This is a genomic window from Coprococcus sp. OM06-34AC (genome assembly GCF_003462545.1).
Lineage (GTDB): Bacteria > Bacillota > Clostridia > Lachnospirales > Lachnospiraceae > Coprococcus > Coprococcus aceti.
The window spans coordinates 147,053-163,337 of sequence record NZ_QTZF01000005.1 but is presented as its reverse complement, the minus strand read 5'-3'; the positions used below and the strand labels follow the sequence as shown (position 1 = coordinate 163,337).

12 protein-coding genes are annotated in these 16,285 nt (G+C 46.1%); all 12 read left to right on the top strand.

From position 1 onward, the window contains the following. Positions 1–154: 154 nt before the first annotated feature. The 12 genes from DXB91_RS09875 (at position 155) to gltX (ending at position 16,243) form a co-directional block, all read left to right on the top strand. On the top strand, positions 155–1,201 hold the full coding sequence (locus tag DXB91_RS09875) for a Fic family protein (protein ID WP_015534024.1): 1,047 nt from the start codon (positions 155–157) through the stop codon (positions 1,199–1,201). A 149-nt stretch (positions 1,202–1,350) separates the two neighbouring features. Next, positions 1,351–2,418, top strand: a complete 1,068-nt coding sequence (locus DXB91_RS09870; protein ID WP_022216924.1) for a lysylphosphatidylglycerol synthase transmembrane domain-containing protein — start codon at positions 1,351–1,353, stop codon at positions 2,416–2,418. Between the two features lie 101 nt (positions 2,419–2,519). Further along, on the top strand, positions 2,520–5,306 hold the full coding sequence (locus tag DXB91_RS09865) for a translation factor GTPase family protein (RefSeq protein ID WP_118017802.1): 2,787 nt from the start codon (positions 2,520–2,522) through the stop codon (positions 5,304–5,306). Between the two features lie 336 nt (positions 5,307–5,642). Then, positions 5,643–7,130 carry a glycerol kinase GlpK gene (glpK, locus tag DXB91_RS09860; protein WP_117551172.1) on the top strand — a complete coding sequence of 496 codons (1,488 nt, stop codon included), beginning with the start codon at positions 5,643–5,645 and terminating at the stop codon, positions 7,128–7,130. Between the two features lie 60 nt (positions 7,131–7,190). Beyond that, a complete protein-coding gene (locus DXB91_RS09855; RefSeq protein WP_118017800.1) occupies positions 7,191–8,156 on the top strand; it encodes an ROK family protein in 966 nt (321 codons plus the stop codon). 99 nt (positions 8,157–8,255) lie between these two features. Then, the gene (locus DXB91_RS09850) at positions 8,256–9,674 is read left to right on the top strand and encodes a glycoside hydrolase family 1 protein (protein WP_055224569.1); all 1,419 of its coding nucleotides are present in this window, start codon (positions 8,256–8,258) and stop codon (positions 9,672–9,674) included. A 289-nt stretch (positions 9,675–9,963) separates the two neighbouring features. Then, the gene (locus DXB91_RS09845; protein WP_015534020.1) at positions 9,964–10,938 is read left to right on the top strand and encodes an aldolase catalytic domain-containing protein; all 975 of its coding nucleotides are present in this window, start codon (positions 9,964–9,966) and stop codon (positions 10,936–10,938) included. Positions 10,939–11,235: 297 nt separating this feature from the next. Further along, positions 11,236–12,192 carry a Gfo/Idh/MocA family protein gene (locus DXB91_RS09840; RefSeq protein WP_118017798.1) on the top strand — a complete coding sequence of 319 codons (957 nt, stop codon included), beginning with the start codon at positions 11,236–11,238 and terminating at the stop codon, positions 12,190–12,192. Then, on the top strand, positions 12,189–12,938 hold the full coding sequence (locus DXB91_RS09835; RefSeq protein ID WP_118017796.1) for a lysophospholipid acyltransferase family protein: 750 nt from the start codon (positions 12,189–12,191) through the stop codon (positions 12,936–12,938). The genes DXB91_RS09840 and DXB91_RS09835 overlap by 4 nt, the downstream gene beginning before the upstream one ends. Next, the gene (locus DXB91_RS09830) at positions 12,913–13,797 is read left to right on the top strand and encodes a diacylglycerol/lipid kinase family protein (protein WP_118017794.1); all 885 of its coding nucleotides are present in this window, start codon (positions 12,913–12,915) and stop codon (positions 13,795–13,797) included. Before DXB91_RS09835 ends, DXB91_RS09830 begins: the two co-directional genes overlap by 26 nt. Positions 13,798–13,902: 105 nt before the next feature. Beyond that, the gene (locus DXB91_RS09825) at positions 13,903–14,421 is read left to right on the top strand and encodes a pyridoxamine 5'-phosphate oxidase family protein (protein ID WP_015534017.1); all 519 of its coding nucleotides are present in this window, start codon (positions 13,903–13,905) and stop codon (positions 14,419–14,421) included. A 145-nt stretch (positions 14,422–14,566) separates the two neighbouring features. Further along, positions 14,567–16,243 (top strand): glutamate--tRNA ligase, encoded by a 1,677-nt coding sequence (gene gltX / locus DXB91_RS09820; protein ID WP_118017792.1) that lies wholly within the window; start codon positions 14,567–14,569, stop codon positions 16,241–16,243. Positions 16,244–16,285: the final 42 nt, after the last annotated feature.

The window sequence follows — 16,285 nt, the reverse complement described above, 5'->3', positions numbered from 1 at the left end:
GGCTTTTTTTGAAAGTACCCTTAATTAGCTGCATAAATAGTATACAATTGGATAACCTTAAAACTGATAGAACTTTGAGGGGAAATGCCCTTAATTGGGTTGACTTTCCCTTAAAATGTGCTAATATTTAAGGGAAAAGGAGCAAATTAAGGGAATGAGAACTTTTAATTACAGTAAAATAAAAGAAGAAAAATGGGATTCTGAAGTGCTTGGACTCATAGCTGCAATATATAGATATGCAGGTAAACAGGAACTGTATTTAAGACAGCGTCCGGATGAACTGGATAAGCTTGTTGAGATAGCAAAGATCCAGAGCACGGAGGCGTCCAATGCCATAGAGGGTATAGTCACAACAAATACAAGAATAAAGCAGTTGGTTGAGGAGAAGACCACACCGAAGAACAGAGCCGAGGAAGAGATAGCAGGTTACAGGGATGTGCTGGGGGTTATACATGAAAGCTTTGATGCAATACCTATAACTCAGAATTATATACTTCAGCTGCATAAGATGTTGTACAGTCATATGAATAACCCATTTGCAGGAAGAACAAAGACGGTGCAGAATTATATCAGCGCAACTTATCCTGATGGGCAAACGGAAGTCCTGTTCACGCCGATGGCTCCATTTGAGACACCGGAAGCGCTGGACAGGATATGTGGGGAATACAACAGGGTGATCGGTAATTTCGAGGTGGAGCCGCTGATCGTCATTCCTGTTTTTATACATGATTTTCTGTGCATACACCCGTTTAATGATGGCAATGGCAGAATGAGCAGACTGCTCACAACGCTTCTGCTATATAGAAGTGGATTCTATGTTGGAAAGTATATTTCTCTTGAGGCAAAGATAGCGGGGAATAAGGAGTTATATTATGAGTCGCTTGGGAAAGCCCAGGCAGGCTGGCACGAGGGCACAGAGGACGTGATCCCGTTTATAAAATATCTCCTTGGGACAATACTGGCTGCTTATAAGGATTTTGAGGAGCGCTTTGAAATCGTAGAGGAAAAGTTGCCGGCGATTGAGATGGTGCGAAAAGCAATACTGCTGAAAATAGGAAAGTTTACAAAGCAGGATATAATGGAACTTTGTCCGTCTCTCAGCATCAGTTCGGTAGAGGGAGCACTCAGAAAACTCGTAAAAGAGGGCGATATAGGCAGAGGCGGTACAGGCAAGTCTACCTATTATGTCAGAATGAAATAACAAATGCTTGTTTTTTTCACTTTAGCTTGTTAATCTATTGTACGAAACATGAGATCAGCCGCTAATTGCCGGTGCATTTGAGATGGTGGGCAGATTGGGATAAGACTGATCTGAATGAATTGATATTAGGGGAAAAGGGATATAAGACTATGAAAAAACTATCAGATAGACAGAAAACACTTATAAAATGGTTGTGTGTGCTGGTGCTGGTCGGACTTATCATATATGTGTTCCGTGACATGGCAGGCCCTATAATGTCGCAGCTTGTAAAGACAAGTCCTGTGGTCGTGGCAGCTATTCTCGGAGCGACGCTTTTATACGGAGTGATAGAGAGCTGCATAACGTTTATCCTCATGCGACAGGTGGAGAACAATATGACATTTTTCGATGCAAATATTATGACGTATTTTGTGTCATTTTACAGGGTGTCAACGCTTGGGAGCGGTACCATAGTGGCATCCACATTGTTCATGAAACACTGCAGAATACAGCCGTCGAAAGCGCTTGGTCTGTACTCTATTGATTATGCGATACACAAGATGACCATATGTGTTATGGCGGTGGCATTGTTTCTTGCGAACAGAGAATATATGCTTGGAGTATTTGGCAAATACAGTTCATATGTTGTCCTCGGCGTTATAGCGACCATACTCATAACGATGGCGATAGTGCTCTTTGCGTGCTGGCCGCCGTTTCACAGATTCCTCAGATGGCTTCTTGAAAAAGCTGATGCTTTGTTTAAAGGACGATTTGCAAAGCAGATTGACAGTTTAAGTGGGCAGACAGCTATGATGGAGGATGCCACCAGGGTTGTACTTAAGAAACCGTGGCTTATAGTGGTAGTCATGCTACTTGATATATGCAAGTTCGCGTGCTGGTTTGCCATACCTTATATAGTGTGTCACAACTTGTGTGATATGAATATTGTCACGTCAATAGGTATAACAGCCATGAGTGTCATGCTGGCGGCAGTCATTCCTATGCCGGGAGGAATCGGATCAAGTGAGCTTGTTATGACAGCGATCTATTCGGGACTTGTTGGTTCTGCTGCAGCCGGAGCCATGGCACTTCTCTATAGATTTGCCACATTCATGTTCCCTTTTATCATAGGTGCATTTACAGCCATATTCTTCAAGAGGTTCAAGAGATATAAGGCGGCGCAGAATGAAAAACAGGGAATCCCGGATGGCGATAGCATGGCGGATACAGACTCATAGCTGAACCGATAAATGAGTTTATAAAGAACCGATATATATCAATGGTCAGCAAGATGCATGGCAGGTGATATATATCGGCTGGTGAAGGGAAAAAGATACATATGAAGAACATAGTCGCGGGCATACTGGCCCACGTTGATTCGGGTAAGACCACCCTGTCGGAGGCGATGCTCTATCAGGCAGGACAGATAAGAAAGCTTGGACGTGTGGATCATCAGGATACATACCTTGACACGGACAGTCAGGAAAAGGACAGGGGAATCACGATATTTTCCAAGCAGGCGGAGCTTAACTTTGGTGATATGCATATAGCACTGCTTGACACTCCAGGACATGTGGATTTCGGAACGGAGATGGAGAGGACTCTTCAGGTCCTCGATTATGCAGTTCTGGTCATCAATGGCATGGACGGTGTTCAGAGCCACACGGAGACTCTGTGGAAACTGCTTGAGAGATATGAGATTCCTGTATTTATATTTGTAAATAAGATGGACATGACGGGGTATGACAGGGAGTATCTAATGGACAATATCAGACACAGACTGAGTGATGGCTGTGTCGATTTTTTATGTGAAGATTCAGGAGAGCAGATCGCCATGTGCGATGAGGCCATGCTTGAACATTTCCTTGAGACTGGGGCAAATGATGAACAGGACGTGGTAAATGCCATTGCGGGCAGAAAGCTGTTCCCATGTTACTTTGGCTCTGCACTCAAGAATGAGGGCGTGTCAGAGCTTCTTGACGGCATGAACAGATATGTAGTGGAACCTGTGCGCGGGGAAGAATTTGGCGCCAGAGTGTTCAAGATAGGACGTGACGATAAGGGCGAGAGACTTACCTACATGAAGGTCACTGGAGGAGTGTTGAAGCTCAAGGATGTGCTGACGCTCAGAAACAGTCAGGGGGAGGATAGCCATGAGAAGGTCAACCAGATAAGGGTATACTCCGGTGCAAAGTATGACATGGTGGATCATGTCACTGCGGGCTGTGTATGTGCTGTTCCGGGACTGGTGAATACCTACGGCAGACAGGGAATCGGTGCCTGCCCGGATGGAGAGCTTCCAAGTCTGGAGCCGGTTCTCAGCTATAAGGTCATGTACCCGACTGATGTGGATGCGGTCACGATGGTGTCAAAGCTCAGACAGCTTGAGGAAGAGGATCCATTGCTGCAGGTGCAGTGGAATGAGGCAGCCGGTGAGATATACATCAAGGTCATGGGCCAGGTGCAGCTGGAGGTCGTGGCGCAGATGGTCAGAGACAGATTTGGCATAGCCATCACGTACGGTCAGGGCAGGATATCATATAAGGAGACGATTGCAGCTCCGGTCATGGGAGTGGGACACTTTGAACCGCTCAGACATTACGCTGAAGTACATCTGCTGCTTGAACCTATGGAAAATGGCAGCGGTATGTGCTTTGACAGCATTTGCAGCGAGGATGTTCTGGACAAGAACTGGCAGAGATTGATCCTGACTCATCTACAGGAAAGGGAATTCAGAGGGGTGCTGACGGGATCCCCGATCACGGATGTGAAGATAAGCATCACCGCAGGCAGGGCACATCAGAAGCACACTGAGGGTGGAGATTTCAGACAGGCGACTTACAGGGCTGTGAGACAGGGACTTATGATGGCGGAAAGTGTCTTGCTTGAGCCAGTGTATGCATTTAAAATAGAGGTACCGCAGGAGTATGCGGGCAGAGTGCTTGCTGACATAGTGAAGATGAGCGGCAGCATGGACGGGCAGGAGATCGCAGGCGAGACAACGGTTATCACTGGACATGCCCCGGTATACACTATGAGAGAGTATTATAGTGAGCTCACGGCATTTTCCAGAGGTACAGGCAGGCTTCAGGTGGATATAGACGGATATCAGCCGTGCCACAACACCGAAGAGGTTCTGGCTGAGAGACATTATGATCCTGAGCTTGACAGGTTTAATCCATCATCATCGGTATTCTGTGCCCATGGTGCAGGTTATCTGGTTGATTGGTACGATGTGTATGAGAACATGCATGTGAAGGAGGATCCGGGATTTGAGATCTCAGGTCAGCTGGGGTATACAGAGGATGGTGATGTTACGGATATTCCTGTGAACAGGCCGGGAAAGAGCGTGTCGGATATGTCCATCACGGACGAGGAACTCAGCGAGATATTTGCAAGGACATTTGGCGGAGATTACAAGGATAAGGATGTGGCACTGAACGGAAGATTCAGGAGAACTACATCTGAATATAAGGTAAATGGAACTTCCGGCAGAGGAAGTGATGGCATAGCCGGAAACGGTATGTCTGCTGGTGCCGCAGGGACATCGGTCCAGTCTGAATATCGAGGCGGTGCACGGTACAATAGAAGTCAGTCGAGAGACAGGCAGCCCGGAAATGGACCGTTTGTGGGCAGCAGACCCGCTGATAGAGGTATAGCCACGCCTGGAGCATTCAAGCGCAGAAAGAGTGGCGAGGACTATGTCATAGTGGATGGCTACAACGTCATATTTGCGTGGGATACACTTCGGGAACTGTCGGAGCACAACATAGACTCCGCCAGAGGTAAGCTCATGGACATACTGTCAAACTATCAGGGATATATGAACTGTAAGTTAATAGTGGTATTTGACGGCTACAAGGTGAAAGACAACAAGGGCGAGAGATTCCCTTATGATGATATAGAGGTGGTGTACACCAAGGAGGGTGAGACCGCGGATGCGCATATAGAAAAGCTCACACATGAGCTTGCGAGAAAGCACAAGGTCACTGTGGTCACATCGGACGGACTGGAGCAGATAGTCACCATGGGACAGGGCGCGATCCGCATGTCCTCACGGGACTTCAAACTAGAGGTCGAGAGGGTGAACGAACATTTGAGAGAGAACTATCTGAAAAACGATTGAGAAAATTTGATCAAAACAATTAAGCTGAACTATTTGATTCTGGCTTATTTGATAGATACTTAAAAGAAAGAAGGAAAAAAGGTTTGTCAGGGCAAAATTGCCCGACGAACCATACATAATTACGGAGAACAGCGAGGCTTAACAGTGTATATAAACCAAGCTGATGGGTATGCCTTCGCAGGGGCATTTGAGCCCGCCGGTCCTTAGATGGTGCGCTAAGCAGCATCTTAGTACCGCTGCAGGGCGAAACGAGCGGGAGCGTCCCCTGAGAAGGCATACCCATCAGTTTGGTTGCAAAACACTAGAACCGAGCGTCCGTGTTAATAGGAGGGCAATTTGGCAGATTATATAATGGCGCTGGATCAGGGAACGACCAGCTCAAGGGCGATAATATTTGATAAGGAAGGCAGGATATGCTCAGTGAAACAGAAGGAGTTCACCCAGCATTTCCCGAATAACGGCTGGGTGGAGCATGACCCTATGGAGATATGGGCAACCCAGATGTCGGTGATGATGGAGGCGAGGGAGACCATGGGAATCCGCACCGAGGACATAGCCGCAATAGGAATTACCAACCAGAGAGAGACAACCATAGTGTGGGATCGAAAGACCGGTAATCCGGTGTACCATGCCATAGTGTGGCAGTGCAGGAGAACTGCGGACAGGATAGAGCAGCTTAAGGCTGAAGGATATGACAAGGTGATAAGAGAGAAAACGGGACTGATAGTTGATCCGTATTTCTCTGCAACGAAGATAGAGTGGATACTTGACAATGTGCCGGGAGCCAGGGAACGCGCAGAGGCAGGGGAGCTGATGTTCGGAACTGTTGACACATGGCTTATATACAAGCTCACAGGCGGAAGAGTCCATGCAACGGACTACACAAACGCATCGCGTACCATGCTATTCAACATTCATACACTGGAGTGGGACAGGGAATTGCTTGCAAAGTTCAACATACCGGAGAGCATGCTTCCGGCAGTGAGAAATTCCAGTGAGATATACGGATACACGGACAGAGAGATATTTGGCGGTGAGGTGCCTATAGCGGGAGTTGCCGGAGATCAGCAGGCCGCGCTGTTCGGACAGTGCTGCTTTGAGGCCGGTGATGTGAAGAACACCTACGGAACAGGTTGTTTCCTCCTCATGAATACGGGGGATAAGGCAGTTGACTCGCAGCAGGGACTTCTCACCACCATAGCCATAGGACTTGACGGAAAAGTCAGCTATGCGCTTGAGGGAAGTGTGTTTGTGGCTGGAGCAGCCATCAAGTGGCTCAGGGATGAGATGAAGCTCATAGACAGTGCGGCGGATACTGAGCGCATTGCTCTGTCGGTGCCGGACAGTAATGGTGTATATGTGGTACCTGCGTTTACTGGCCTTGGCGCTCCTTACTGGGATGCGTACGCCAGAGGGGCAGTGTTCGGCCTCACAAGGGGAACAAATAAGGCGCACTTTGTCAGGGCGACAGTTGAATCACTGGCATATGAGACATCGGATGTTCTTGCGGCTATGGAGATGGATGCAGGACTTTCAATCACAAGCCTTCGAGTGGACGGTGGTGCAAGTGCCAACAACTTCCTGATGCAGTTCCAGGCAGATATAGAGAATGCCGAGATAGTGCGGCCTGTGATCACGGAGACAACAGCTCTGGGAGCTGCATATCTGGCTGGACTTGCGGTTGGCTACTATGACAGTCTGGATGAGATCAAGGGCTACTGGAAGGCCGACAGAAGATTTAAGCCGGGGATAACTGAGGATAAGAGGGAGAAGCTCCTTGCAGGCTGGAAGGATGCTGTGGAGAGAACGAGAGTGACAAGGTGAATATAAAAAAATATATAGAAAGAAAAAAACAATGGGTAATGAGAAAAGTAGGAGGGACTTATGTATTTAGTATTTGATGTAGGGGCAACATTTATAAAGTATGCGTTAATGGACGATGAGGGCAATATATCGGGAAAGGGTAAGACTCCAACCGACAGATATGCCGAGGCTGGAACTCCGGCATTTGTGGCGCAGATCAAGAAGGTGTATGACGAGAAGGTACTGGACTGTGACATAACAGGAATTGCCATGGGGCTTCCTGGACAGATAGATGTCGAGCGCGGCATAGTGTACGGCGGTGGCGGGATCAAGTATCTTGATGGTGCACATCTTGGTGATCTCATATCAGAGGCATGCGGCGGTGTGTCTGTAGCCCTTGAGAACGATGGCAAATGTGCGGCCCTCGCAGAGTTGTGGCTGGGCAATGCCAGCACGGCTACAAATGCAGCAGTCATTGTCGTGGGTACAGGAATCGGCGGTGGAATAATCATTGACAGAAAGATCCACAGAGGCAAGAGACTTCTGGCAGGTGAATTGTCATATGCCCTCATGAACATGACAAGGGAAGAAGCTGATAATGTCAGATGCTGTGAAGAGCTGACTGTTGAGGAGACATTTGAATATAACCCGTTCATGGTAACCTCAACATGTACTGCAAGCTCCATTACATACAAGGCATCCAAGATAATGCATATGAAGCCAGAAGAGGTGACCGGTGAGATGGTATATCAATGGATAGATGAGGGCAATCAGGAGATCATAGATATGGTTGAGGACTCATACTTCTCCATAGCAAAGCTCTGCTGTAACCTGTACATGACGATAGATCCGGATGTCATACTTATCGGAGGTGGAATGAGTGCCAATCCGAACTTTGTTCCGGGGGTTAAGAAGTATGTGGACAAGATAAGAAAGATTACAAAGACCTACGATGGCATGGTTATCGACACATGCAAGTTCCGCAATGATTCGAATCTTCTTGGCGCGCTTTACAACTATAAGCAGAAGTATGAGGGCGTGAAATAAAATCGCAATAAAACAAACGTAAGATGGAGATGAACTGGAACAGATGGTTCATCTCTTTTATAAATACTATTGAAAATGTAAATCCATGGAGGGAAAATTATGATAATCACAAAGAAACATGGACTCCCGGAGAATTTTCTCTGGGGAGCATCGACAAGCGCATATCAGGTTGAGGGTGCCAATCTGTCACACGGCAAGGGTCCAAGTGTGCAGGATATCAAGACAGTTCCAGCGGGAACAAGTGAGCTGGATGTGTGTGCTGATTTTTATCACAGATATGCAGAGGACATAGCCCTCATGGCTGAGATGGGATTCAAGACATTCAGATTCTCCATCGCGTGGAGCAGAGTCCTCCCAGAGGGAACCGGCAGAGTCAACCAGGAGGGAATTGACTTCTACAACAATGTGATAAATGAGTGCCTCAAGTACGGAATCGAGCCGCTTGTCACAATGTTCCATTTTGATCTTCCTGCGGCTCTTGAGAAAAAAGGTGGCTGGTCGAGAAGAGAGAGTGTTGACGAGTTTGTTGAATTTGCAAAGCTTCTCTACACAAATTATGGCGACAGAGTAAAGTACTGGCTGACTATCAATGAGCAGAACATGCTCACACTTGTGGGTGACGTGATCGGAACCTGCAACATGGAGGGCGTGACAAATAAATACAAGAAGCTTTACCAGGAGAATCACCACATGCTCCTTGCTCAGGCAAAGGCCATGAAACTTCTCCACGAGATGTGCCCTGGAGCAAAGATTGGTCCTGCCCCGAACATCTCTCTGGTATATCCTGCCACATGTAAGCCGAAGGATGTCCTGGCAGCACAGAACTTCAACGCGATAAGAAACTGGCTTTACCTTGATATGGCAGTGTATGGAAGATACAACGACCTGGTGTGGAAGTTCCTTGAAGAGCATGACGCTATCCCTGTTATTGAGGCTGGAGATATGGATATCATGGCGCAGGCAAAGCCTGATTTTATAGGTTTCAATTATTATAACACTGCAACGGTTGAGTGGGATGACAGCCCGGTTGCTGTGACGGACTCAGAAAAAAAGGATCAGCAATCAGCCGGTATTGAGCCGGGGGTATACAAGGCGTATCCAAATCCAAATCTTCTCCGCACAGAGTTTGGCTGGGAGATAGACCCTGACGGCTTCAGGGCAACTATAAGAGAGATGTACAGCAGATATCACCTTCCTATGATTGTGACAGAAAATGGTCTTGGCGCATATGACAAGCTTACAGAGGACGGCAAGGTACACGACGACTATCGTATAGAGTACTTAAGAAAGCATATAGAGCAGATTAAGCTGGCAGCAGACGAGGGCGCAGAGATGATGGGTTACTGTCCTTGGTCAGCAATTGATCTCGTGTCCACCCACGAGGGAATCACCAAGAGATACGGCTTTATATATGTCAACAGAGATGAGTTTGACATGAAGGATCTTGCGAGATACAGAAAGGATTCCTTCTACTGGTACAAGAAGGTCATCGAGACTAACGGCGAGGATCTGAGCTAAAAATTATCCAGAAATCAACAATTTAGGCCTAAAAGATACAAAGTTCCAGAAAATTGTATCTTTTAGGCTGTTTTATAATTTTTTGCGAGAAAATTATTTTGGGATCTTGATTTTCATTGTATTTTTTGAATAAAGTCCTTGCATTAATTTTTTTATGTGCTATACTGAACAAAGTCACCAACATACACCAACGCGTTAAAGTGACGCAAGTTTAAATTGAGAAAACATCGGCCGTTATCAAAAATCCCATTGAAAGGTTGATGTAAAAAAGAAGAAGGAGGACACTATTATGATAGGCGGAGATCTGATCACCTACAGACCTGACATTCAGGTACTTGACGCAACAATAAGAGATGGAGGACTTGTCAACGATTTCTATTTTACTGACGAGTTTATAAGAGCCCTCTATGAAGCGAACATCAAGGCGGGGGTTGATTATATGGAATTCGGCTATAAGGCCTCCAAGGAAATGTTTGATGTGAACAAATTCGGCAAATGGAAGTTCTGCAACGAGGAGGATATAAGAGCCATCGTTGGAGAGAACAATACAGATCTGAAAATTTCAGTTATGGCTGATGTCGGAAGATGCGACTACAAGAAGGATATCATCGACAGAGCCGACAGTGTTATCGATCTGGTGAGGGTGGCGACATACATCAACACCATGCCTGCAGCCATCGAGATGATTGAGGATGCACATGCAAAGGGATACGAGACTACATGCAATATCATGGCAGTTTCAAAGGATCAGGAGTCGGATATCGATCTTGCCCTTGAGCTGCTTGGTAAGAGCAATGTAGATGGAATATACATTGTTGACAGCTACGGTTCACTGTACCCTGAGCAGATCAAGAAACTCGCGGAGAAATATGTCGCAGTTGGAGAGAAGTATGGCAAGAAGATAGGAATACATGCACACGACAACTTAAAGCTTGCCTATGCCAACACTGTTGAGGCAATGAGGAGTGGTGCGAGCATGCTCGATGGAACTGTAAGCTGTATGGGCAGGGGCGCAGGAAATTGTGCGCTTGAGCTTCTTCTTGGATTCCTCAGAAATCCAAAGTACAACCTGTACCACATCTTGAAGTTCATAGAGCAGTACATGGTTCCGCTCAAGGCAAAGGGAGATGCAGTATGGGGCTATGATGTGCCATACATGCTGACCGGAATGCTGAATCAGCATCCAAGGGAAGCCATCGATTTCATCAAGAATGAAAGACATGATTATGCAGATATGTACAGCTACCTTATGTACAGAGAGTAACATGCGGATTGTGGAACAACATATTTTACACTGTAGAATATGTGTAGCCGATAGAGATGCATAGTACAACATATATAGTGGGTTGGGTGCTTATTATGGTGCTCAAGATAAAGGGGAGGACTCCTGGTGTCAGTTATCGCTGGCATCAGGAGTTTTTCTTCTATTTTCCCGTCTGTGTGTTATAATCTGATATGTAGTGTCAAAATATGTCGAAAACAAAAAGAGATGTACTTTTGAAGATATATATGCAGTGTCAGCGCTGGAAAACAGATAGAAAAAACAGGAGGATGACAGCATATGAACATAGGAATATTAGGCGCAGGCAAGATTGCCGGCGTTATGGCGGACACGATAAACAGGATGACTGATGTGAAGCTGTATGCTGTAGGTTCGAGAAGCTGGGAAAAGGCAAATGCATTTGCCAACGAGTTTGCAATAGATAAAGCTTACGGAAGTTATGAGGAACTGGTCAGTGACGATGCGATAGATCTGGTATACATTGCAACGCCGCATTCGCATCACTATGAGCAAATGAAGCTCTGCATAGAACATGGAAGAAATGTGCTATGCGAGAAGGCATTTACCTACAATGCTGCACAGGCTGAGGAGATCGCAGGTCTGGCAGCAAAGAAGAATGTGTACGTGGCAGAGGCAATATGGACGCGGTATATGCCGTACAGACAGATGATAAATGAAATTCTGGAATTTGGCGTAATAGGTGATGTCAGGACTATGACATGTAATCTGTCCTACCCGATATCAAATATAGAGCGGCTTACCAACCCGGAGTTGGCAGGCGGAGCACTTCTGGATGTGGGAGTTTACGGATTGAACTTCATTGTCATGCATATGGGAAAGGATATCTCGGATATTGAGTCCTCTGTTATGATGCACGAGACTGGAGTAGACGGACAGGAGAGTATAACCGTCAAATACAGAGACGGCAGGATGGCAGTGACAACCCACAGCATGTACGGAAGATCAGACAGAAAAGGCATCTTTTACGGTGAGAAGGGATACATGATAGTCCAGAATATAAATAATCCACAGTGGATAGATGTATTTGACTGCGAGGACAGGCTTATCAGACACGTGGATGTGCCGGAACAGATAAGTGGTTATGAGTATGAGATCATGGAAAGCCTTGATATGATCAGACAGGGACAGTTCCAGAGTAAATCGATGCCTTTGTCAGAGTCTATATATATGATGAAGCTTATGGATGATATTAGAAAAGGGTGGAATAAAAAGTGATAATTATATATATACTTGGCGGAATCATAGCCATATTTCTGATGTACATACTTTTTCTCTTCGTGTGCAGTCTGTTCGTGAGAACTGACAGGCAGTATACGGAGGACAGCAGGTTCTACAGGCATCTGCTGTATGGTGTCACCGGATTTGCCATGTGGTTTCTAAGAGTGAAAATGCATGTGACTGGCATGGAGAAGATTCCAGTGGATGTCAAACCACTCTTTGTGGGAAATCATCTGTCAAATTATGATCCGCTGATAGAATGGCAGGTATTTAAGAAGTGGGATGTGGCATTTATATCCAAGCCGGAGAATTTTAAGATACCGATATTCGGCAGGATCATCAGAAGATGCTGCTTTATGCCGATAGACAGATCAGATCCGGGTAAGGCATTGTCTACGATCAAGATGGCTACCGAGATTCTCCAGAAGGGAGATATGGCAGTTGGAGTATACCCGGAGGGAACGAGAAACAGACAGGGCGGACTTCTGCCATTTCACACGGGTGTTTTCAGAATAGCCCAGAAAGCGCATGCGCCGATAGTCGTCATGGCGATACATGGAACGGAGAACATCTACAGGAATGTGCTGAGGCGCAGATCTGACGTCTATATAGATGCGGTGGATGTGATACCTGCCGATGAGGTAAAAGCAATGAAGAAGAATGAGATCAGCGACAGGGTGAGACTTGTTCTTGAGAAAGATGAAAAGGGTAAAAACTATGGGAAGGAAGTACATTTTATATAATTCACTGGCGGGCAACGGCAAATGTATGTATGACGTGCAGGCACTTGCAGATACATATCCTGATGCGATACTCAAGAAGATGACAGAGATCGCTTCATATGCGGAGTTCATGGGATCGCTTGCAGAGGATGACGAGGTTATCCTGTGCGGCGGTGACGGAACGCTGAACATATTTGTGAATGACATAAAGGACATGGATGTGAAGAATACCATCTACTATTATGCCTCCGGAAGCGGCAATGACTTTGCAAAGGACATAGGACATAACAGTCATGACACTCCGGATTACCAGATAAATCAGTACATACAGCATCTCCCGGAGGTGACGATCAACGGCAAAAAGTGGCTGTTCATCAACAATGTTGGATTCGGAATAGACGGTTACTGCTGTGAGGAGGGCGACCGCCAGAGGACAAAGAATGAGAAAACTCATAAGAACAAGCCTGTGAACTATACGGCTATAGCTATCAAAGGCCTGCTCTACGCATTCAAACCGAGAAATGCTGTGGTGAAAGTGGATGGAGTCCGTCATGAATATAAAAATGCCTGGCTCGTGCCAACTATGAATGGCAGATATTATGGCGGCGGAATGATGGCTGCCCCCGGGCAGGACAGACTGAATCCGGAGCATACAGTTTCGGTTATGGTGTTCCGCGGCAAGGGCAAGCTTGGAACCCTTATGATCTTTCCTTCTATATTCAAGGGAGAGCATGTCAAGTACGAAAAGTATGTTGATATATTCAACGCAAAAGAGGTTGAGGTTGAATTTGATCGTCCGACACCACTTCAGATAGACGGCGAGACGATACTTGGAGTTACATCATATAAAGTTAAAGCGTGGAGCCTGGATCAGAAATAAAAAAGTTTTGAAAATCCGAATAATATAAAGTTCAAAAAACTTGCAAATATGCTGACGTCATTTATACTATTTTAATAGATTGTACGCTGAAAAAGGAGGTATTGTATGCGGGAGATGCGGAGAAGTGACAGGATGATAACAGATCGTGAAGAGATAGTGGATGTACTTGATTCGTGTAAGGTGTTCCGGATGGCGGTTCACGATGAAGAGGGAATGTACATAGTTCCGCTGAATTTCGGTTATACCTACGAGGAGGATGTTCTGAAGCTTTATTTCCACTCTGCCGGTGAGGGCAGGAAGGTGGATGCTCTGGCAGCGGATCCGAAGGTGGCCATAGAGATGGACACAGATCACTATCTGGTTGAGGGACCAAATGCCTGCAGCTTTGGTTATCTCTACAGCAGTATCATGGGAAATGGCACAGCCAGAAAGCTGACAGATCCTGAGGAAAAGTGCGAGGCACTCAACTGCCTTATGAATCATCAGCTTGCGAGAAATACCGAGAATATGAGATCGTTTGACAAGGTAGAAAAGAAGAAGTATAACTACTCAGACCAGATGCTGGCAGCGGTAAATGTGTATGAGATAGTTGTGGAAAATTTTACGTGTAAGTCAAGGCGATAAGTATATGGAATCTATGCAATTGCCATTGTGGTTTAAGGAATTGACGTAAAACATAATACAAATTATAATCAGACAGGATATAATGAAGCAATCATCAAGCAGACTCTTGATGATAAGTGATATAGCAGAAAGGTGAAAACAGGAGATGGATTACAACAAATTAGCGGATTTGATATTTGCAGATATAACAGATACAGTGGATGACCTTGAGAAGAGATTTCCGGAGAGAGAGCTTCCAGAGGGGGCAAGGGTAACAAGATTTGCGCCAAGCCCTACAGGATACATGCACATCGGTGGACTGTATGCAGCCATGATCTCAAGAAAGCTTGCAAAGCAGAGTGGCGGCGTGTTCTACCTCAGAATAGAGGACACTGACAGAAAGAGAGAGCTTGAGGACGGTGTAAATGAGATCATCAATTCGCTGAAGAAGTTTGACCTTGGATTTGACGAGGGACCATTTGAGGGCGGTGAGACTATATATGGTCCATATAAGCAGAGTGAGAGAAAAGAGATATATCAGACATGTGTCAAGAAGCTTATGCAGGAGGGATATGCATATCCTGACTTCACAACAGCCGAGGAGCTTGATGAGATCAGGGCAAAGCAGGAGGCTGCAAAAGTTGACATAGGATATTACGGCGAGTATGCAGTAGGAAGAAATCTGACATATGAGCAGATAGAGGAGAAGCTTGCAGCGGGCGAGCCATATGTTGTTAGACTTAAGAGTCCGGGCGAGGCAGGAAAGACTGTTATCTACAGCGATCCTATCAGGGGCAAGATCGAGATGCCTGAGAATATCATGGATGTGGTACTTCTGAAGTCAGACGGAATACCTACATACCATTTTGCACATGCAGTTGACGATCATTTCATGAGGACAAATCTTGTCATCAGAGGTGACGAGTGGCTTGCATCATATCCACTTCACAAGCAGCTCTTTGATCTGTGTGGATTTGCGCTTCCAAAGTATGCGCACATCGCACCTATCATGAAGCTTGAGGTTACAGTGGACGAGGAGGGCGAGCACCAGAGAAAGAGAAAGCTCAGCAAGAGAAAGGACCCGGAGGCTGCGGTTGGCTTCTATGCAGAGCAGGGATTCCCATCAGTCAGCGTGCTTGAGTACCTTATGACAATAGCAAACTCCAACTACGAAGAGTGGCATGCAGCACATGCAGACAAGACAATAGACGACTTTACATTATCACTCAAGAAGATGCCTGTCAGCGGTGCACTTTTTGACATGGTGAAGCTCAATGATGTCAGCAAGGAGATGATCTCAAAGCTCACAGCCGAGGAGTGTTACGACCTCATCATGGAGTGGGCAAAGGAGCATGACGAGAATATATACACATTTGGCACACAGGATAAGGACGGCTTCATGAAGACCATCAACCTGTGGAAGATGTCAGGCAAGAAGGTCCGCAAGGACGTCGGCAAATGGTCAGATCTGCGCGCGATGTTCGGTTATCTGTACACACCTGAGGACGAGCTGGATCTCCAGTATGAGATAGACGAGAAGTACACACCGGAGATGATCACAGAGGTTATCGAGGAGTACAAGAAGGATCTCTTCCTTGACTCAGAAGACTGGTTCTCAAGCATGAAGGTCATGGGTGAGAAGATCGGCTACTGTCCAAATGTCAAGGAGTACAAGCAGAATCCTGACGGATACAAGGGAAGCATCACAGATGTATGTACTATAGTCAGAGTTGCCATCACAGGCAAGCAGAACTCACCTGACCTGTTCACAATCATGAACGTGATAGGAAAAGACAAGACCATGGGCAGACTGGACAAGTTCCTTGCGTGGGTGAATAGATAGGATGTATCAATTGGCTGCGAACATTAAGTTGGCATCCAATTG

What these genes read in the sequence shown, in the direction of transcription:
- DXB91_RS09840 (WP_118017798.1), top strand. Translation starts at nt 11,236, where the DNA reads ATGAACATAGGAATATTAGGCGCAGGCAAGATTGCCGGCGTTATGGCG.
- DXB91_RS09850 (WP_055224569.1), top strand. Translation starts at nt 8,256, where the DNA reads ATGATAATCACAAAGAAACATGGACTCCCGGAGAATTTTCTCTGGGGA.
- DXB91_RS09825 (WP_015534017.1), top strand. Translation starts at nt 13,903, where the DNA reads ATGCGGGAGATGCGGAGAAGTGACAGGATGATAACAGATCGTGAAGAG.
- DXB91_RS09865 (WP_118017802.1), top strand. Translation starts at nt 2,520, where the DNA reads ATGAAGAACATAGTCGCGGGCATACTGGCCCACGTTGATTCGGGTAAG.
- DXB91_RS09855 (WP_118017800.1), top strand. Translation starts at nt 7,191, where the DNA reads ATGTATTTAGTATTTGATGTAGGGGCAACATTTATAAAGTATGCGTTA.
- gltX (WP_118017792.1), top strand. Translation starts at nt 14,567, where the DNA reads ATGGATTACAACAAATTAGCGGATTTGATATTTGCAGATATAACAGAT.
- DXB91_RS09845 (WP_015534020.1), top strand. Translation starts at nt 9,964, where the DNA reads ATGATAGGCGGAGATCTGATCACCTACAGACCTGACATTCAGGTACTT.
- DXB91_RS09870 (WP_022216924.1), top strand. Translation starts at nt 1,351, where the DNA reads ATGAAAAAACTATCAGATAGACAGAAAACACTTATAAAATGGTTGTGT.
- DXB91_RS09875 (WP_015534024.1), top strand. Translation starts at nt 155, where the DNA reads ATGAGAACTTTTAATTACAGTAAAATAAAAGAAGAAAAATGGGATTCT.
- DXB91_RS09830 (WP_118017794.1), top strand. Translation starts at nt 12,913, where the DNA reads ATGGGAAGGAAGTACATTTTATATAATTCACTGGCGGGCAACGGCAAA.